We start from the raw sequence: 18,506 nt of genomic DNA on the forward strand, positions 1-18,506 counted from the left end.
ATGACAAATACAAATCACTTAGACGATAAAGCCTGCTGCAGCACTGACCAGCATCCAGGCAAACCAAAAAAGGAAGAGGAAAAAACCTCTCCAACTTTTCTGCAAACTTGGGGAAGTGGTATGGTGAGCTTTGTCATGCTACTTGCTGGAATTGCCGCTGACCAGTTGGGACAGCCTGCAATTTTCCAGGGATGGATTCGCATTGGCTGGTATGTGCTGGCCTATTTGCCCGTGGGATGGCCGGTGTTGGTCAAAGGCTGGAAGTCCATCTTAAAAGGTGATGTGTTCACTGAATTTTTCCTCATGGGCATAGCCACATTGGGGGCTTTTGCCATAGGGGAATATCCAGAGGCGGTTGCGGTGATGCTTTTCTATGCCATCGGTGAGTTGTTTCAGGATGCGGCCGTGAACCGGGCCAAGCGAAACATCAAAGCCCTGTTGGACATCCGCCCCGATTCGGCTTCGGTTTATAGAGGTGGGCAAACGGTGTCCGTACACCCCGAGGAAGTACAAATTGGGGAAACCATCCAGGTTAAACCCGGAGAAAAAGTACCCCTCGATGGGGAAATGATCAGTGAAAAAGGCAGCTTTAATACCTCGGCCCTAACTGGCGAAAGCAAACCTGCGACCTACAACAAAGGAGAAAATGTGCTTGCTGGGATGGTGAACCTCGATAGGCTGATTGAATTGAAAGTTATCAGACGGTTCAATGAAAGTTCAATTGCCCGCATCCTTGAGCTAGTCCAGAATGCCACCTCACGCAAGGCAAAAACTGAACAGTTCATCCGTAAGTTTGCACGGGTCTATACACCCATTGTCACCTTTCTGGCCATCGGCCTGGCCTTCTTGCCTTATTTCTTTTTGGAAGACTATATGTTTGAAGCATGGCTTTATCGGGCCTTGATCTTTTTGGTGATCTCATGCCCCTGTGCGTTGGTTGTTTCTATCCCACTTGGTTATTTCGGAGGGATTGGTGCAGCCTCCCGAAAAGGCATACTGTTTAAAGGTTCCAACTTTCTTGACCTCATGACCAGCGTTACTACCGTGGTGATGGACAAAACAGGCACACTTACAAAGGGAGTGTTTGAAGTTCAGAAAGCCGTGACCATGGAGGGAATTACACTTGATTGGCTTAGTCTGACAGCAGCAATGGAAAGCAAATCCACCCATCCCATCGCAAAAGCCATTACAGAGTATGCTAAAAAGCAAGGAAGAGAAATTTCAGAACCCGAACAACAGGAGGAAATTGCCGGGCACGGACTGAAAGGAATTGTAAATGGCAAGCATGTGCTGGTAGGCAATCAAAAACTGCTGGATAAGGAAGGGATTGTTACCCATACTGATGCAGCCAGGGAGGTCAATACCGTTATCCATGTAGCAGTAGACCAAAAATATGCGGGATATCTAGTGATCGCGGATGAACTGAAAGAAGATGCTGTTCAGTCCATCAATGAACTACACAAATTAGGAGTTCGGGAACTGATCATGCTGTCAGGAGATAAGAATGCAGTGACCCAACAGGTGGCAAAATCACTCGGAATAGATAAAGCCTTTGGTGATCTGCTGCCTGAGCAAAAGGTGGAAAAGGTAGAAGAACTGAAAAAAGATGCCAGCCGGGTCATTGCTTTTGTGGGGGACGGTATCAATGATGCTCCTGTCCTTGCTCTGGCCGATGTGGGAATTGCAATGGGTGGTTTGGGTAGTGATGCAGCCATTGAGACAGCTGATGTTGTGATTCAGACTGACCAGCCCTCAAAAATTGCTACTGCTATTCAGTTAGGCAAGCAGACAAAACGGATCGTATGGCAAAATATCAGCTTGGCTTTTGGAGTGAAGGTTATTGTACTGGCACTTGGAGCCGGAGGTATAGCCACCATGTGGGAAGCAGTCTTTGCCGACGTTGGAGTGGCATTGCTGGCAATTTTGAACGCTGTAAGAATACAGCGCTCTTAACCCAAAGTTCAATCAGGTGTACTTGCAATCCTCTTTTTCTTTAGCTGAAGGTTGGCATTCCTAAGGTTGGGTTACTTTTTCAACCGGTTGAAGTTAAAGACTCGTTTTCAAATGGATTTTCAATTCCATCCCTAAGTCATTTCCCCCGTTTCGCCCACTCCTTTCGTTTCGATCCATTCGCGCCATTTTTCAAATGACAGCTCTTTTCTTTCCACTTTAGGAAAGGGCTTTCACTCCCCACGGCTACCGCTTCACTCCACTTACCCTTCTCCTAAGTCCCGGCAAGCCTTGGACTCGGGAAGGCCGTATCGTGAAGCAGTAGCCCGAACCTCCTTTAGGGGGGCAAGCCTTTTTTGATTTTTCTTCCGAGTACATCGAGATTTTTGTCCGTTTCGGTCGGTGAGCGCTCCATTCCATTTTTTTCTACTCGATCCCCCGGTCTTCGGTGTATGACACGACGATGCAAAGGTTGAGTGCGAACCTGCAACAGTCAAAAGTGCGCTCCGCCCTGATCTAAAAAACAGGGTCTCCTACGGACTGCCTCCCAGTTTTTTATCCCAAGCTTTTGCCCTATGCAGAGCCACACTCCTTGGGTTGCATGTCGGTCAGAACCTCAATACCAGTGGATAAAAAAAATGTCACTTCACGCCCACATATCGCCCTTCACTTCCAAAAAATTACCCCTTGAACTCGGGAAAAATCTCGGTATAAGTGTCGGGTCGAACTTCCTAATATCCTTGGATATAACTGGGCTTTATGTGGCTGATAGACAAATCAATAATCACTTTATCAATCCTTTTCTGTCACAATTTAAAACATTATCACTATGAAAGCTTGGGAAAATTTCAACCAATTAGCGGAAACTGTCACCAATGAAATTATCGAAGGTATCCAAAATGAAAATCTTACTTGGGAACAGGTATGGAGTCCTAAAAACTCTCCGAAGAATTATGCTTCCAACCGTCCTTATTTGGGATTCAATGCACTTTGGCTTGCCTGGGTGACTATTTCTAAGAAATTCAAAAGTCCCTATTTCCTGACCTATAATCAGGCAAAACACCTTGGCGGTAATGTCAAGAAGGATGAAAAAGGCTCTAAAGTCGTATTCTGGAAGATTTCCAAGTTTGTAAAAGGAAAGGCTATCAATGAAGAAGGAGAAAGCGAGGACCTGTTTGGAAGGAAATTTACCCCCTTTATCTGGACGGTTTTCAATATCGATCAAATAGAAGGAATCGATTTTTCCATTGACGGTGCTGAAGAAAGGGTTTTTTCCCCAATCGAAACTTGCGAATCAATCATTTCAGGCTACACCACCTGTCCGGATATTTTTCATGAAGGAGACGAGGCATTTTACAGCCCATCCAAAGATTTAATCAATATGCCGGAAAAGGAATCCTTCAAAGGAGACGAGCAATATTATTCTGTTCTTTTTCATGAAATGATCCATAGCACAGGCCATTCGATCAGATTAGGAAGATTTGTCGAAAGACCGGCTTTGGTTGGTTTTGGTTCGGTGGAATATTCAAAAGAGGAATTGATTGCCGAAATGGGAGCCAGTTTTTTGAATGCTTTTGCCGGAATCAAGGATGCCAATTTCAAAAACTCCTTGGCCTACCTGAAAGGATGGTTTAAACCACTTCAGGAAGATCCAAAAATGCTGATTTATGCAGCCCAAAAAGCACATCAAGCAGCCAATTACATCCTTGGAATTGACCAAGAAGGGGAGGAGTAATTCTCCTTTTTTTTGTCAATTTTTTCTTTCCATCCACCAAAAAAAATCGACCCCCTTCGGTGGTACTTCTGAATAGGAGAGAAATTCTTGCAGGAAGTTTATCGCTCCACTAAATCAAAAAAGACCATGAATGATGGAGCTAAAAAACGGAAGAAATCAGGTTGCAGAATCCCTACTATAGATCAAATCAGGGATTATTTCTTAACCAACAGGTTTGGAATAGAAGAAGGGGAGCTTTTCTTTTTCTTCCACCGATCAACTTATTGGCGTTCGCAGTCTGGGGATCCAATTGGAGATTGGATGAAAGCAGCAGACAGGTGGATGTGGAATTTGGAAAACTGACAGGTTTTTGGATTAGTTAGGAATCTTCAATCTTCTAATCTTGGAGAAATAGGCATTATCAAAAAGTGATTGGTTCTTGCAAGATTTTTTTCTAGTGTTTAAAATGTTGACATGGATTTGTCAAGAAAATTAACACTCGAAGAGGAAAGTCTCCGGGAAGAATTGGTGACCTTGGAGGAGCGTATCAGATTGAAGATTCGAAGGATCTGTGAAACCAATTTGAAGTTGCCTTATGAGCGACTCGCAGCGGGTCGGCACCTAAAGGAATTGTGCTTGTTGGCGATTGCATCAATAGACAATGGAGATGAAATCACGTTAGCGGCCAGTTTGAGGGAATTAAGAGAAAAGGGGATAAATATTTGAAATTTCGGATACGTTTAAAGCTTATCCAAAATTTCCCGAATCAACCGCTCCCTGTCCAGTTCCTTTTTTCTTTTTGTCCGTAGGCTTAAGATGTAAAGTATCCAAATCCCCCACGCAACTGCAAAAAGCAGAAAAGGATTTTCTGCTCCCAATGCTCCAATCATTGCAATGAAGCTGATGAAAATAGTTCCTAAAAATTTGATGGTTGGCCACATGATTGAACGGTTTGATAATCAATATACTATTTTACGGTTTTGGATCAAAGCGTGTTGGGTTTTACATATAAATAAATAAAAAAGTATTTATATAAATATGTGTTCAAATCTGTTTCGAATTTTCAAAGTCTGATCAATCGAGACGTGAACGCAAAAGCTGGTATTAGAATGGTACTAATAAAGGCCTTGGATAAAGTTTTGGTTAGTAGGGAATTAGTGGCTGTGTTTATGATTACACTTCTGAATGAAATACTCTGGACTGTGCCTTGTTTGGAAAACTAGTTTCAAAAATAATGACATGCCCATAACTATCCTTTAATCTCGACCAAATGGAAAATAACTTAATCATTGCCTTCGGAGACATCCACGGCTGCTATCAAGCCGCTGCCAAAGCCGTCAGGCTCAGCGAAGAATTGGATGCAAAAGCAATATTCCTCGGTGATTATGTAGATCGAGGTCCATCGGCAGTCAAAACACTTCAGATCCTAATCGAAGCCCAAAAGAAACATCCTGATTGGATCTTTATCAGGGGAAATCATGATCAGATGCTTTTGGACTTGATTGAGGAAAAAGCGAGTCCCATGGATATCGGTACCGTTCTCAATGGTGAATTTGACTATTGGCAAGCAGCTAAGTCTTTCTTCGAGTGGAAGGAATTAGATGCTGAGGGAAGGAAAGCAATTTATGATTTCTTAAATGGAACCATCCTATTTCACGAAACCCGAGATTTTATCTTTTGCCATGCTGTCTTGCGAGATACGGGTGAGGAACTTGGAAAAAAGTCAATGGATGAATTGATGTGGAATTATGATTATGAGCCACATTGGACCGGGAAGCGCTTTATTCATGGCCACTTACCGATAAGGAGTGTAAGTGAAACAGGGCAGGGCATCAATATCAATACCTGCTGTGGATATGGTGGGCTGCTTACTGGGTTGATATTTGATGAAATCAATCCAATCGATTATTCCACGATTCAAATCTCTGAAAATGGGGGTTTAGCTTAGGCCTAATTGGAAAAATCAAAAAAATGGAATCTCATAGTAAAGCAGCAATGTTTATATTTGAAAAATAGTCACCTACATATTTGGCCCAGAAAAAAGTGTGATCCAATTTCACATTTCGCCACTAGCTGGAATGCAAGAGATTGAAGTTCTTTATTGGGATTAGTTTTTCGTAAGTTCAATCCAACCTAATCCATTTATCTGAATTCATGCTGGAGCCACTCCTTATCGTCACGTTATTTCTCGGATCTGGATTTGTACTTTCCTTGGTCCAAGATTCACATTTGAAGAGGCCATTCCTTTCGAAGGTGGGATTTAGGCTAGTTAGCTTTGGTTCCTTCAGCTTTTTCATTTTGGGATCTTTTGCGGCATTGAAGTTTCTTTTTGGTTTCTAAAATTTTTTGCAATTCGTACAGCTCGTACGCATCGTACACCTCGCACCGTACGAAGTGTTCGAGGATCGATATTTGAAAAGATTCAATTGAAGTTCCAGGTAGATAGATCCCAGGATTTGATCAATTACAGGTTGAAGGGAAGTCCCTGAAAACTTTTCAAAAAAACAGCGGACAAGTTCTATTGGGGAAACGTTGGGACGAAACGTGGAAGTATCAATTCAAAAATCAGACAGATTCGCTACTGAATTAGCTACTGACTCCAAAAAATAAACCCTAACTACCAATATTTCAGGCAGTTAGGGTGTTTGTTTGCAGAGAGTGGGGGATTCGAACCCCCGGTACAGTTTAACCCGTACGACAGTTTAGCAAACTGTTGGTTTCAGCCACTCACCCAACTCTCTATTCCACTTTGAGCTTGTCGGGAAATCACTTCCCTTTTTCAAAGTGATGCAAATATAAGCCAATTGAGAATACTTATACAAGTAACCCATCCCAAACAAATTACCTGGAAGCAAATTCGTATTAATTGTCTGAAAATCAATTTGAATATTTTAGGACACTTTTTAAGGAAAATGAAATTATGACAAGTAGAACTTTATTGATCCCCAAAAATTAAGCTCGGGTAACTTGGGAACTGGCAATTTTTTATCCTTTCGATCTTCATTTCCTTCTTGCTTCCGATTGAGTGAACAGGATTGACTTCTATCCTTATACCATAGGGTGCCCAAAAATCAATGATTTCGCCCAAAACCAAAATAAAGATCAATCGGCTGATAAGCAGATTGCGAGATTGTACCAATAAGCTTCATTTGGAAATCCTATTCTGTTTCAGAATATCATTAGGAATATTCTGAGTTTAACTGAATTTTCTGGAAAAAATTTCGGGTAAAAACAGAAAATACCCACTAGTGGGTATTTTTATTCTTTGAATGAAGCTTTAATTTTGACCAAACGTCTAATGGATTATGATTATTCAAACTTTAAAATGTGATTTTTTGATAGAGGGAAGTGGAGAAATGGATGGGACCTTGTTTATCTACTCTGATTCAATTGATGAACTCCAAAGATTATTTGGATCTTCTGCCGTAGAGTACTCCTCAAAACCGGAATGGAAATATCGGGCGCTCACATGCAAACAGGATTTTGCCAATGCATTGATTCTGATCGTGAAAGAGATCGATTACAATAATTTTTCCCTGCCCCGTATGGTGATGGCCTAGGTGCCGTTGATTTACATACCTGCGGGTTTCATTAAATCTCGAAAAAAATACTTGAAATGCTTTTTGAACCGATTTCGGGACGAAAAGCATTTTTTGTTAGAGGTTCAACTTTTTTGCGTTTCTCTAAGAATAAAATATGGAAATGGCTCATTTTCAAGCATTATATTCTTTAAAATCGCTGTTTTTTTTAATAAAATTTTTTATCCATTTTTCGAAAAATTAAACCTTACCCCAATAATCCTGTGATAAGTACCGCTGATATTGAGAGCCTTGTGCCGGACTTCCTGATGGAGTCGGGGCACTTCTATCTGGTCATCACGGATGTGGAAGGCCGGATATTGAAATTCAACCACAACTATGAACGAATAAGCGCAAAGCCTCTTCAGAAAGAGTTTTGGAAATACCTTTCTGTCGATTCTGCTGAGGAGTTTTGTTATTCATTGGAATTGATGCTTGGGGCACCCAAGATCACGCGCCATTTGTTGTTGGAGCATCCGATTCATTCAGATAATAGCTTTTCCCAAGTTTGGTGGGAATTCTCAGTGATTACTACTCCCGACATGGATATCTCTGCCATTATTGGAATTGGGGTAGGCATTCAGTTTCTGGAGCAGGAAATGCCTTGGAATAACTTGGTGGATGTTTTGGGTTTTGGGAAAATATCCTTGAACTCAGAATTTAAAATTCAAGAATGGGATAGTAAAATCCAATCTTGGTTTTCTCCTAAGAAGTCTGAGTGGCTTCAGGCAGAACTTACCTCAACGCTTGCCTTTTCGGGATTTCAAAAAATGAACTATCTGGTGGATAATTTGTCCAATGAGTCTAAACCAAAGTGTTTCTTGATTCAGACGAATGAAGGCAAATTTTCAACCTATGCCTCTTTGCTGGTATCCTGTGGCGAGGGCTTTCAACTTTTCTTGGTGCCAAAAGAACAAAATATGACCATCAATTCGCCTGCAAAAGTGATCAGTCAGGAGATTCTGGAGACTTTCCCCAATGCAGTATTTGTATTGGATACCCAAGGTAAGCTAGTCCAACAAAATGAACTTGGCAAAGTGGTGGGGAGAAACTGGAAAGGACGCGCCTACTCCGAGGGACAATCGTTATCCTTTCCCAGTCAATCCAATCGTTTTTCAAGGTTGGTAAAGGCCATTGAAGAGGCAAAAATGGGAATGACGGGTGAGTTGGAATTGAAGATGTTGAATCCAACCAAAGACTTCTCTTATTGGAACGTGACCGTAAATCCAACGTACTCTGAAAGTGGTCTTTTTGAAGGAATTTGGATTCATGTAAAGGATATTTCGTTTCATAAAAAGCAATTGGCGCAATTGCATAAAGAAAATGAAACGCTTAGAGAATTTGCCCTTTATCCTTCCCATATCCTGAGGGGGCCTTTGTCTACCATGATGGGATTGCTTGAATTGATTGACAGAAAACAATTGGATCAAGAAAATCACAAGCTTTTTGAGTACCTCAAGCCCCTGACTAAGGAAATGGATCAATTGATCCGACAGCATGCAAAAAAAATGAGTGCCTTTGATTAAGGCACTCATTTTTTTTTGGTCTTAGGGTTTGAGGATTTTCAATCCGACTGCCTCAATCCCTTCCAATTCAGCCTTTCTCATGTATTGAACAAGTAAGATTTCTTTGGTCTCTTTTGGGAAATCGAATGGGAGCGTATCGTATTTAGTAAAGGTATTTCCAAAACCTGTACCCAGTGGCTGTCCTGATTTAGAGTCAAAAATGGGAACATTAAGCAGTAGATTGTTGAGATCCACATGGCTAGAATCCCGGCTGATGATCCTGATATAGCAATTGGAAAAGGGATAATTTTCATTAAACCTTACGCCAATCAATCCTTTGCCTTCCAAGGTCTTCAAATGATTCAAATCAAAAACCACTGAATCCGTTTCTATCCAAACAGAAGAGTCGAAAGAATGAAACTCTTCGTAAAGCCGGTCTCCTTCACATGAAAACAGTCCACTGAGGAGAATTACACCAAGTAATTGCTTCCAATTATTCATTACCACCGTTGTTTGGACCTTCGTTTCGTCTTGGAGGAAACCGACGCTTTCCTTCGGGTTTTGGACCCTCAGGTTTGGTCTCGTTTCGTTCTGGCTTAGGTACAGGACGCTCTGATTTTTCTCCTCTTTGGGCGTTGGGATTGGTTGGTTGTCCGGGATTAGGACGGTTTCTGTTTTTCTTTTTGCGGCGATTGTCTCCACCCTGTTTTGGCTCCTGAGATCCTGGACCAGGGATTTCCGATGCCCTGGGAGGTCTGGATGGTGCACTTTTCGGATCTTGGGCTCTTGGATTTTGACGCTCCGGTTGATTAGTTGCAGGCTTGTTTGCCGCTTCTATGGGCTGACCGTCTCTTGTCTTTTTCTTTTTCTTCTTTTTCTTTTTGGCAAATTTCTTATCCAGCAATTCTAGTTCGCGGGTCGATTGCGCAGCCAAGTCCTCCACATCCGTCGACTTGTCTACTTGGAGGTTAAATACCTTGATTCCCTGTTCGTTCAATTCCTGAATTTCCTTTACGCGATCACAGGTGATACTATGCCAGTCGTTGTCATTGTTGTAGCTGAACCACATGAGTTTTCGGAAAATATCCGTTTTCTGTAGCTTGGCAGGACCTTGCTCGGTTTGGAGCGGTTTTTCGACCTGAGGGATGTCTTTGATAGCATCCATATAGGTGTCCAATTCATAGTTGAGGCAGCATTTGAGCCGTCCGCACTGTCCGCTTAGCTTTCCGGGATTGAGCGAAAGATTTTGGTAGCGGGCAGCCGAAGTGGTGACGTTTTTGAAATCCACCAACCAGGTAGAGCAGCAAAGCTCTCTTCCACAAACTCCAATTCCTCCCAATCTTCCGGCCTCTTGCCTCAGGCTGATTTGACGCATTTCTACTCTGATCTTAAATTCTCCAGCTAGAATTTTGATCAATTCTCTAAAATCAACCCGATCTTCTGCGGAATAGTAAAATGTCGCCTTCGAATTATCAGCTTGAAATTCCACATCAGACATTTTCATCTGTAGGCCAAGCTCGTCGACAATCTGCTTGCATCGATACAGGGTAGGTATCTCCCGGTTTCGGGCTTCCGCCCACTTTTCCATGTCTTTCTGGTTGGCAATGCGGTAAATTCGGGTGATGTTGTCATCATCTCGAACCTTTCTTTTTTGCATCTGTAGTCTGACCAGTTCGCCCTGAAGGGAAACGTATCCGATATGATGTCCACTGGGTACATCTACTACCACCGGGTCACCGGTGTTGAGAGATAAGTAATCTACGTTTCTGAAATATTCTTTTCTTCCGCCCTTAAATTTGATCTCAACAATGTCAAAATTGTCCACTTGAGGGATTCCCATATGGGAAAGCCAGTCGAAAGAATTCATTTTATTGCAATCGCTCGTTCCGCAGGTGCCATTGTTTTGACAGCCTCCGGTACCACCTCCGGTGGTGGAGCAGGTACTACATCCAGCCATAATTGATATATACAGGGCTTTCGCCTCGGTTAGATATTGGGTTTATTTTGTCAAGTTTAAGATATCTTGTCCGATATCTTTTCTAAAATAGGCTTTTTCCCAAGAGATTTGGTTTACTGTAGAAAAAGCATGATCCAAAGCTTCCTGCAGTTCTGAGCCTACTCCTGTGATAGCCAAGACTCTGCCGCCTTGATTGACCAGATGTCCTTCTGGATTTGTGGCTGTTCCGGCATGGAATATCACACTTCCTTCAGTCTTTTCTGGTAAGGATATCGGAAAGCCCTTTTCATAGGATCCGGGGTACCCACCGCTGACCATCACTACCGTTGTAGAGTAGTTTGGAGAAATTTTGAGCTCATATTGATCTAGCTTACCCGTAGCAATTGCGGTCAGCAAGCCTACAAAATCACTTTCAATTCTGGGTAAAACGGCTTCCGTCTCCGGATCTCCCATTCTTACATTGTATTCGATGACAAAGGGATTTCCATTGTTATTCATCAAGCCGATAAAGACAAATCCTTTGTAATCAATCTGCTCTTTTTCCAAGCCTGCAATAGTAGGTTTGACGATTCGATCTTCTACTTTTTGCATAAAGTCGCTGTCTGCAAAGATTACCGGGCTTACCGCACCCATTCCTCCGGTGTTCAGGCCGGTATCACCCTCACCGATTCTTTTGTAATCTTTGGCTTCTGGCAGGATTTTATAACTTTTTCCATCAGTAGCTACAAAAACAGACAACTCAATGCCGCTTAAAAATTCTTCCACAACCACTTTGGAAGAGGCGTCTCCAAACTTGGCGTCCAAAAGCATTTCTTTCAGGGAAGACTTGGCTTCTTCCAGATTTTCACAGATCAATACGCCTTTGCCGGCTGCCAGACCATCTGCCTTGAGCACGATCGGGAGGGACTGTTTTTCCAAATAGGCCAATCCGGCCTCGATTTGATCCGCCGTAAAGGTTTCATAAGCGGCGGTGGGGACCCCGTTTCGTTGCATAAACCGCTTGGAGAAGTCCTTGCTTCCTTCCAATGTCGCCCCTAGTTTGGATGGGCCCACGATGGGTAGATTCACGGTATCGGGCTGGGATTGAAGAAAATCAACCAAACCTTTTACCAAAGGTTCTTCCGGACCCACCACGACCAGATCTATGGATTCACGAAGTATGAATTGATGGATACCGGGAAAGTCTGTGGCGGCGAGCTTCACATTTTGAGCAATTTCGGCGGTACCGGCATTACCCGGGGCCACAAAAAGACGGGAGCACGCTGGACTTTGTACGATTTTCCAGGCAAAGGCATGCTCTCTGCCTCCGCTTCCCAATAAGAGTATGTTCATTGACTCGTTTCTAGTTTAATTGGCATGCTCTGAAATGAACTTGATTCGGTACACTCGCAGTTCGTCTTCCGCGAAGTCCTCACCGTCCAATTCATCCAATGCCGATTTGATATGATCGGTTTCTGCATTCATGAAATAGTCATGGAGGATTTCTTCCCGCTCCTCATCCATGATGTGATGAATGTAGTAATCGATGTTTAGTTTGGTTCCGCTATAAATGATCTGTTCAATTTCTTGAAGAAGCTCATTCATGGTAATGTTGAGATTGTCTGCAATCTCATCCAGGTCAGTTTTGCGGTCAATCTGTTGGATGATCGAAATCTTAACTTTGGATCGGGTTCCTGAAGTTTTAACAACCACTTCGGCAGCTGTCTCGATTTCGTTTTCTTCTACATAAGCTGCAATGAGCTTAAGAAAAGGTGCGCCAAACTTGGCGACTTTGCCCATGCCCACACCGTTGATTTGCGCCAGTTCTTCCTTGGTGGTAGGGTAGACGGTGGCCATTTCCTCCAGGGAAGGGTCTTGGAAAATCACATATGGAGGCAATCCTTTGGTTTTTGCTACCCGCTTACGCTCTGCTTTCAGCAACTCAAAAAGCTTTTCGTCATAAGCCGGTCCGGTATTTACCTGCACCTCCTGTGTTTCGGATTCGGTCAGTTTTTCAAAATCATGATCCTGATACAAATCCACCGAATAAGGAGCATCCAGAAACTCATGGCCTTTTTTGGTGATTTTCAGGTGCCCGTAGTTCTCAATATCCTTTTCCAGCAAGGCAGCAATCATCGTCTGACGGATCACGGAAGTCCAATGCTTATCGCTTGCCTCTTTACCTTTACCAAAAACAGGAAGTAAGTCGTGTTTGTAGCTGACTACATAATCATCCATTTCACCACGGATCACCCGTACCAAATGCTCCAAAGTAAATCGCTCATTGGTCTGCTTGACAGCTTCCAGTGCCGTGGTCACATCGTCCATCCCCTCGAAAGTCACTCTTTCTCTTTTACAGTTGTCACAGAATCCACAGTCCTCCTCCAAAGTCTCTCCGAAATAATTTAGTATAAACTTCCTTCGGCAAACTCCGGTTTCGGCATAGGCAGACATCTCCTGTAGTAGGATTTTGGCATTTTCACGCTCGGTTACCGCTTTATCCTTGTTGAATTTGTCCAGTTTGATGATGTCCTCATACCGGTAAAACATCAGACAGTGACCTTCCAATCCATCCCTTCCGGCACGTCCGGTTTCTTGGTAGTATCCTTCCAAAGATTTTGGGACATCATAGTGGATGACATACCTAACATCCGGTTTGTCGATCCCCATGCCAAAGGCAATGGTCGCAACAATCACATCCAGTTCTTCATTGAGGAAATCATCCTGAGTTTTGATTCTGACCGAAGAATCCAGACCTGCATGATATGGAGCGGCATTGATTTGATTGACCTTTAGAAGCTCTGCGATCTCTTCTACTTTTTTTCTGCTGAGGCAATAGATAATTCCTGATTTACCCTTGTGCTGTTTGATAAACTTGATAAGGGCTTTTTTAGACTCATTTTTCACCTTTGGCCGTACTTCGTAAAAGAGGTTGGTCCGGTTGAAAGAAGATTTGAACAGGTCAGCTTCTTCCATCTGAAGGTTTCGCTGAATGTCCTGCTGCACCTTCGGAGTGGCCGTAGCTGTCAACGCGATAATCGGCAGATGAGGAGCAATCTGACCTACTATAGATTTGATTTTGCGGTATTCCGGACGAAAATCATGGCCCCATTCTGAAATACAATGCGCCTCATCAATGGCCACAAAACTCAATTGGGCTTCCTTCAGAAAGGCAATGTTTTCCTCTTTTGTCAAAGACTCAGGCGCAACGTAAAGCAATTTGGTCCTCTTTTTCAAAACCTCATTTTTCACTTTGGTCGCTTCCGACTTGGTCAATGTGGAATTGAGAAAATGTGCATTGATTCCGATGGCATTGAGCTGATCTACCTGATTTTTCATCAAGGCTATAAGCGGCGAAATCACAATTGCCGTACCTTCCTTGACCACTGCGGGTAGTTGGTAGCAAAGTGATTTCCCTGCCCCGGTAGGCATGATGACAAAAGTATTTCGCTGCTTGAGCAGGTTGTCCACAATCAGTTCCTGATTGCCCCGGAACTGGCTGAATCCGAAGATTTTTTTGAGATCTGATTTAACATTTTCTTCCACGCGAAGAAAGGGCTTAGTGGGTGAATACTACCTGTAAACAGGATTGAACGATTACTTTTATACCTTTGTACAAAATTAGTGATTAACGCAGGTAAAATTGAAATTAGCTAAAAATATTAGAAATACCGCCGTTCGGGTCCTGCAAAATGAGTCCGAAGCCATTCTAAACCTAATTGATTTTTTAGATGGTGATTTTGAAGCCTGTGTGGAAAAAATCCTTGGTTCCAAAGGACGGGTGGTGGTCACCGGAGTCGGCAAAAGCGCTTTGATTGCCAATAAAATAGTGGCTACTTTAAATTCAACCGGTACCCCTTCGGTCTTTATGCATGCGGCTGACGCGATCCACGGAGACTTGGGCATGGTGCAGTCGGATGATATCGTTATTTGTATTTCCAAATCCGGCAATACACCGGAGATCAAAGTTTTGGTTCCTTTACTCAAAAAATTAGGGTCCGTCTTGGTAGCGATGGTCTCCAATACCAATTCCTACCTTGCCGAACAGGCTGATTTTGTGCTTAATGCCACTATTGGGGAAGAAGCTTGTCCGCATAATCTGGCGCCCACTACCAGTACCACAGCACACTTGGCGTTAGGGGATGCCTTGGCGGTCTGTTTGCTGGAAGGGCGTGGATTTACTTCGGATGATTTTGCCAAATATCATCCGGGAGGATCTCTGGGGAAACAATTGTATCTCAAAGTCGGAGATGTTCTTTCCAAAAATCAGGTTCCAGTGGTCTTGGAAGATGCTGACTTGGCTCAGGTAATTGTAGAAATCTCCGGAAAGAGATTAGGTGCTACGGCAGTAGAAGATTCATCCGGAGTTCTAAAAGGAATTATAACTGATGGGGATTTGAGAAGGATGCTTCAAAAAACGCTGAATATTCAGCAAATGAAGGCCAAGGATATCATGACCGTAAGTCCCAAAACCATTTCTGTCGACGAATTTGCCATTCGTGCGCTTAATTTGATGCGAAATCACAATATCACCCAGTTGGTGGCTATGGATGGCGAAAAAATCGCAGGATTTGTTCATATTCATGACCTAATGAAAGAAGGTATCGTCTAATCCAGCATGCAAGACAAACCCTATATTGTAATTATGGCAGGAGGAATCGGTTCACGATTCTGGCCTTACAGCCGAAATAATAAGCCCAAGCAATTTTTGGATATTCTGGGTACCGGAAGAAGTCTCTTACAGATGACTTATGACCGGTTTCGAGAAATTGCCGAGCCGGAGCAATTTATTGTAGTGACAAATCAGGGATATTTTGATTTGGTCAAAGAACAGCTTCCCGAATTGGCGGATAATCAGATCCTGACCGAGCCGCTGAGAAAAAATACTGCCACTTGTATTGCCTACGCAGCTTTTAAAATCAGGACAGTAGATCCAAATGCCATGCTGGTGGTGACTCCGGCGGATCATTTGATTCTTCAGGAAAACCGCTTTATCAAAACCATCCAATCTGCTTTGGAAGCTGCCAAAAAGCCAGGTCGATTAATTACCATCGGGATCAAGCCCAATCGTCCTGAGACAGGCTACGGATATATTCAATACCTGGAAAGCGATAATCATCACCCTTCCCTGAAAGTCAAAACATTTACTGAAAAGCCCAATGCAAAATTGGCCAAGACTTTTCTGGAAAGTGGGGATTTTGTCTGGAACTCAGGGATGTTTGTGTGGAATGTGGAGAGTCTGATTGAAGCTTTTCACAAATACATGCCGGATGTAGCGGATGTTTTCGAAGAAGGAAAGGCTCATTATGGAAAATCTGATGAGCAGGATTTCATCAATCGAGCTTATTCTCAGGTGAAAAACATTTCCATTGACTACGGAATCATGGAAAAATCAGATGAAGTCTATGTTATTTTAGGAGATTTCGGCTGGTCAGATTTAGGGTCTTGGCATAGCCTTCACGAGTTGAGAGAAAAAGATGAGCACAACAATGTGATCGAAGCAAATGCCTTGGTCTTTGAAACTGAAAACTGTTTCATCAAAACCGACTCAGACAAATTGGTGGTGGTGCAGGGACTTGATCATTACCTGATCAATGAGGCGGATAATGTGCTTCTGATTTGTAAGTTGGATGCAGAGAAAAAGTTTCGGGATTTTGTCTCTAGTGCCAGAAAAAAAGGAGAGGATTTTGTCTAAAACCCTCTCCAAATAAGTGGCTGTTTCACCTACACCTCGAATTCAAATTTCAAAATCCTTCATTTCAACTTTGAGAATTGATCATTGAGAATTGATCATTGAGAATTGATCATTGAGAATTGATCATTTTTTCCGTTGTCTGATCGCCTCATAGATAGCCACTCCGGCTGAGACCGATACGTTTAAGCTTTCAATATTTCCGGCCATGGGGATTTTCACCTTGACATCTGCGATACCCATGATTTCCTGAGAAATTCCATCCTCCTCTGATCCCAGGATCATGGCTACTGGTGCTGAAAAATCTGCCTCGTACATGACTTGGTCTGTTTTTTCAGTGACCGCAATCAAGGATAGCCCCATTTTTTGAAGATCTCTACAGGTATAAAAAAGGTTTTTAACTCGTGCCACCGGGATAAAATTCAAGGCTCCTGCAGAGGTTTTGACCGCATCCGAATTGATTTGAGCACTTCCTTTTTCGGGAATCACAATAGCATCCACCCCCGCACACTCAGCAGTCCGTGCAATTGCCCCGAAATTCCTGACATCCGTGATGTGATCCAATACCAAAATTAGGGGAGATTTACCCACAGCATAACAGTTGTCGATCACGTGGTCCAAAGACGCATAGGCGATGGAGGAAACCTGGGCAATGACTCCTTGGTGATTTTTTCGGGTAATCCGGTTGAGTTTAGCATCCGGAACCCGAACCACCGGAATATTTTCAGATTTGCAAAGTTGAAGCAGTTCCTTGATCAGGTCGTTGTTCAGTTCCTTTTGAACCAATACTTTGTCAATTTCTTTTCCGGCATGGATGGATTCCATCACTGCCCTAGTACCAAAAATAAAATCTTTTTCGTTGGCTCCTTTTTCGATTAGAAAGCCATCCTTCCGCTTCTCCATTGGGAAATGTTTTTGAACCAGACAGGCTGATATGCTCTCGATCGGTTCAGGGTGTAGAAATGTGGGGTCAATAATGTTTTAACCCGGGCAAAGGTAAACCGAATTTTGGAGTTATCGTCCATGCCTACATATGACCAGACTTCACGGTCCTGATAAAAATTGACCTCTTGCGGAGGCCCCATGACGATATAGACCATACCCCGGTCAGTCTTCCATCCCTCTTTGAAATCTGTAAACAGGATATTGGCAAACTCCACCATCCGGAAATAATTGCGGATCAGATCTTTGGCAATTTCGGGGTTTCGGGTGAGGTTGATCCAATATTCGTCCAATGCTCTTTTTTTATCGGGTGCCTGAAGAAGGGTTTCGTGTTCTTTTCGGGTGGAAATATAAGTGACCATTTGAACCATTTCATCCCAGTCTTTTACCTTGGGAAAAGACTCGTGGACGGTTTTCAACAGCAATCCGGCTTGGGAGGAAGTGTCTGTCTGGAAAAAATAGTATCCTTCATCCTCTAATTTTTTGGGAACATTGGAAAGGAAATCTCCCTGATTGACTACTTCAATTTCTTTCGGGATCTCTGTTGGACGGGTTTCCATAGGAGGAAAGGGAACGTCGAATTTGGTTGGGTAAAAGAAAGTATAAATCGAAGGTTTGGTTCCTGTTTTGAAAAGCAAAGCTTCCTCCTTGGTGAGGTAGTTTTGATCAAAAGGAATTTCGTTGGAGTAATAATATCCAAAGTCGGGCTGATCAAATACAAAAGAACTCTTCAGGTCGATATGGTAGACATATTCGTCCTGTTGCCTGGTGTCCAATACGGTCAAAAGTGCAATGGCTGTAGCTTGACTTTCGGGGATTTCTACAGTTTTTTCAAACAACCAGTGACGGTCAGTATCGGCTATCAAATCCATTGCGGTGAGCAAATTGACCCGGTCGGAAGATATTTCTTCCTCGTAAGATGAGAGGATGGAATAACTAAAACTGAATGTTTCAAATACTGGTTTTTCCTCGATTTTCTCGACTACCATTTGGAGTTTGTATCGAGTAGGGGAGAGCTTGACGGGAAGAATTTTCAAGCCAAGTCTGGAATAGAGCGAATACCTTAGGGATTGATCAATAGAGCTAAGGGATTTTTGGGCAAATAAGCTCGGGGAAAAGGAAAGAAACAGGCTGAGGAAAGACAGGAGAAGGATGCGTTTTTGATTCATTGGGTGTTCGTCTCGGTTTT

At 42.9% G+C, this 18,506-nt stretch carries 15 protein-coding genes and 1 tRNA gene; 8 read left to right on the forward strand and 8 right to left on the reverse strand.

Going from position 1 to position 18,506, the window contains the following annotated elements:
* The 3 genes from CLV31_RS00845 to CLV31_RS00865 all read left to right on the forward strand — a co-directional run bounded on the left by CLV31_RS00845 (nt 1) and on the right by CLV31_RS00865 (nt 4,390).
* Nucleotides 1–1,953, forward strand: coding sequence for a heavy metal translocating P-type ATPase (locus tag CLV31_RS00845; RefSeq protein ID WP_111390981.1), 1,953 nt, complete (start codon nt 1–3; stop codon nt 1,951–1,953).
* Between the two features lie 826 nt (nt 1,954–2,779).
* The gene (locus tag CLV31_RS00855) at nt 2,780–3,685 is read left to right on the forward strand and encodes an ArdC family protein (RefSeq protein WP_111390983.1); all 906 of its coding nucleotides are present in this window, start codon (nt 2,780–2,782) and stop codon (nt 3,683–3,685) included.
* 453 nt (nt 3,686–4,138) lie between these two features.
* The gene (locus tag CLV31_RS00865; protein ID WP_111390985.1) at nt 4,139–4,390 is read left to right on the forward strand and encodes a hypothetical protein; all 252 of its coding nucleotides are present in this window, start codon (nt 4,139–4,141) and stop codon (nt 4,388–4,390) included.
* 14 nt (nt 4,391–4,404) lie between these two features.
* On the opposite strand, the gene CLV31_RS00870 is transcribed toward CLV31_RS00865, so the two are convergent.
* On the reverse strand, nt 4,405–4,605 hold the full coding sequence (locus CLV31_RS00870) for a hypothetical protein (RefSeq protein WP_111390986.1): 201 nt from the start codon (nt 4,603–4,605) through the stop codon (nt 4,405–4,407).
* 329 nt (nt 4,606–4,934) lie between these two features.
* On the opposite strand from CLV31_RS00870, the gene CLV31_RS00880 reads away from it, so the two are divergent.
* Nucleotides 4,935–5,612, forward strand: coding sequence for a metallophosphoesterase (locus CLV31_RS00880; protein ID WP_111390988.1), 678 nt, complete (start codon nt 4,935–4,937; stop codon nt 5,610–5,612).
* A 704-nt stretch (nt 5,613–6,316) separates the two neighbouring features.
* Here the strand turns inward: CLV31_RS00880 and CLV31_RS00885 are convergent.
* Nucleotides 6,317–6,405 (reverse strand) — tRNA-Ser (locus CLV31_RS00885).
* A 564-nt stretch (nt 6,406–6,969) separates the two neighbouring features.
* On the opposite strand from CLV31_RS00885, the gene CLV31_RS00895 reads away from it, so the two are divergent.
* Together CLV31_RS00895 and CLV31_RS00905 are read left to right on the forward strand one after the other, a co-directional pair.
* Entirely contained in the window at nt 6,970–7,224 is a 255-nt protein-coding gene (locus CLV31_RS00895) for a hypothetical protein (RefSeq protein ID WP_111390990.1), read from the forward strand.
* A gap of 242 nt (nt 7,225–7,466) precedes the next feature.
* The gene (locus CLV31_RS00905; protein WP_111390992.1) at nt 7,467–8,768 is read left to right on the forward strand and encodes a nitrogen regulation protein NR(II); all 1,302 of its coding nucleotides are present in this window, start codon (nt 7,467–7,469) and stop codon (nt 8,766–8,768) included.
* Between the two features lie 21 nt (nt 8,769–8,789).
* On the opposite strand, the gene CLV31_RS00910 is transcribed toward CLV31_RS00905, so the two are convergent.
* The 4 genes from CLV31_RS00910 to recQ form a co-directional block, all read right to left on the reverse strand.
* Entirely contained in the window at nt 8,790–9,248 is a 459-nt protein-coding gene (locus CLV31_RS00910) for a gliding motility lipoprotein GldH (RefSeq protein ID WP_111390993.1), read from the reverse strand.
* On the reverse strand, nt 9,241–10,614 hold the full coding sequence (gene ricT, locus CLV31_RS00915) for a regulatory iron-sulfur-containing complex subunit RicT (RefSeq protein WP_111391255.1): 1,374 nt from the start codon (nt 10,612–10,614) through the stop codon (nt 9,241–9,243). The genes CLV31_RS00910 and ricT overlap by 8 nt, the downstream gene beginning before the upstream one ends.
* Nucleotides 10,615–10,746: 132 nt before the next feature.
* On the reverse strand, nt 10,747–12,036 hold the full coding sequence (purD, locus tag CLV31_RS00920) for a phosphoribosylamine--glycine ligase (RefSeq protein ID WP_111390994.1): 1,290 nt from the start codon (nt 12,034–12,036) through the stop codon (nt 10,747–10,749).
* A gap of 15 nt (nt 12,037–12,051) precedes the next feature.
* Complete coding sequence (gene recQ, locus CLV31_RS00925; protein WP_111390995.1) at nt 12,052–14,229, reverse strand: DNA helicase RecQ; 2,178 nt, start codon at nt 14,227–14,229, stop codon at nt 12,052–12,054.
* A gap of 97 nt (nt 14,230–14,326) precedes the next feature.
* On the opposite strand from recQ, the gene CLV31_RS00930 reads away from it, so the two are divergent.
* Nucleotides 14,327–15,295: a KpsF/GutQ family sugar-phosphate isomerase gene (locus tag CLV31_RS00930; RefSeq protein WP_111390996.1), complete on the forward strand. Its 969-nt coding sequence runs from the start codon at nt 14,327–14,329 to the stop codon at nt 15,293–15,295.
* A gap of 6 nt (nt 15,296–15,301) precedes the next feature.
* Complete coding sequence (locus CLV31_RS00935) at nt 15,302–16,378, forward strand: mannose-1-phosphate guanylyltransferase (RefSeq protein ID WP_111390997.1); 1,077 nt, start codon at nt 15,302–15,304, stop codon at nt 16,376–16,378.
* A 123-nt stretch (nt 16,379–16,501) separates the two neighbouring features.
* Here CLV31_RS00935 and rlmB read toward each other — a convergent pair whose 3' ends face one another.
* Together rlmB and CLV31_RS00945 are read right to left on the reverse strand one after the other, a co-directional pair.
* Nucleotides 16,502–17,278 carry a 23S rRNA (guanosine(2251)-2'-O)-methyltransferase RlmB gene (gene rlmB / locus CLV31_RS00940; protein ID WP_111390998.1) on the reverse strand — a complete coding sequence of 259 codons (777 nt, stop codon included), beginning with the start codon at nt 17,276–17,278 and terminating at the stop codon, nt 16,502–16,504.
* Nucleotides 17,251–18,486, reverse strand: a complete 1,236-nt coding sequence (locus CLV31_RS00945) for a GWxTD domain-containing protein (RefSeq protein WP_111390999.1) — start codon at nt 18,484–18,486, stop codon at nt 17,251–17,253. The genes rlmB and CLV31_RS00945 overlap by 28 nt, the downstream gene beginning before the upstream one ends.
* Nucleotides 18,487–18,506: the final 20 nt, after the last annotated feature.

It is taken from the genome of Algoriphagus aquaeductus, from assembly GCF_003253485.1.
Taxonomy (GTDB): Bacteria; Bacteroidota; Bacteroidia; order Cytophagales; family Cyclobacteriaceae; genus Algoriphagus; species Algoriphagus aquaeductus.

Excerpts from the sequence above, each read along its gene's own strand:
- CLV31_RS00845 (WP_111390981.1), top strand. The coding sequence starts at position 1 with ATGACAAATACAAATCACTTAGACGATAAAGCCTGCTGCAGCACTGAC.
- purD (WP_111390994.1), bottom strand. The coding sequence starts at position 12,036 with ATGAACATACTCTTATTGGGAAGCGGAGGCAGAGAGCATGCCTTTGCC.
- rlmB (WP_111390998.1), bottom strand. The coding sequence starts at position 17,278 with ATGGAGAAGCGGAAGGATGGCTTTCTAATCGAAAAAGGAGCCAACGAA.
- CLV31_RS00935 (WP_111390997.1), top strand. The coding sequence starts at position 15,302 with ATGCAAGACAAACCCTATATTGTAATTATGGCAGGAGGAATCGGTTCA.
- CLV31_RS00870 (WP_111390986.1), bottom strand. The coding sequence starts at position 4,605 with ATGTGGCCAACCATCAAATTTTTAGGAACTATTTTCATCAGCTTCATT.
- CLV31_RS00855 (WP_111390983.1), top strand. The coding sequence starts at position 2,780 with ATGAAAGCTTGGGAAAATTTCAACCAATTAGCGGAAACTGTCACCAAT.
- CLV31_RS00910 (WP_111390993.1), bottom strand. The coding sequence starts at position 9,248 with ATGAATAATTGGAAGCAATTACTTGGTGTAATTCTCCTCAGTGGACTG.
- ricT (WP_111391255.1), bottom strand. The coding sequence starts at position 10,614 with ATGAATTCTTTCGACTGGCTTTCCCATATGGGAATCCCTCAAGTGGAC.
- CLV31_RS00895 (WP_111390990.1), top strand. The coding sequence starts at position 6,970 with ATGATTATTCAAACTTTAAAATGTGATTTTTTGATAGAGGGAAGTGGA.
- CLV31_RS00880 (WP_111390988.1), top strand. The coding sequence starts at position 4,935 with ATGGAAAATAACTTAATCATTGCCTTCGGAGACATCCACGGCTGCTAT.
- CLV31_RS00945 (WP_111390999.1), bottom strand. The coding sequence starts at position 18,486 with ATGAATCAAAAACGCATCCTTCTCCTGTCTTTCCTCAGCCTGTTTCTT.
- CLV31_RS00865 (WP_111390985.1), top strand. The coding sequence starts at position 4,139 with ATGGATTTGTCAAGAAAATTAACACTCGAAGAGGAAAGTCTCCGGGAA.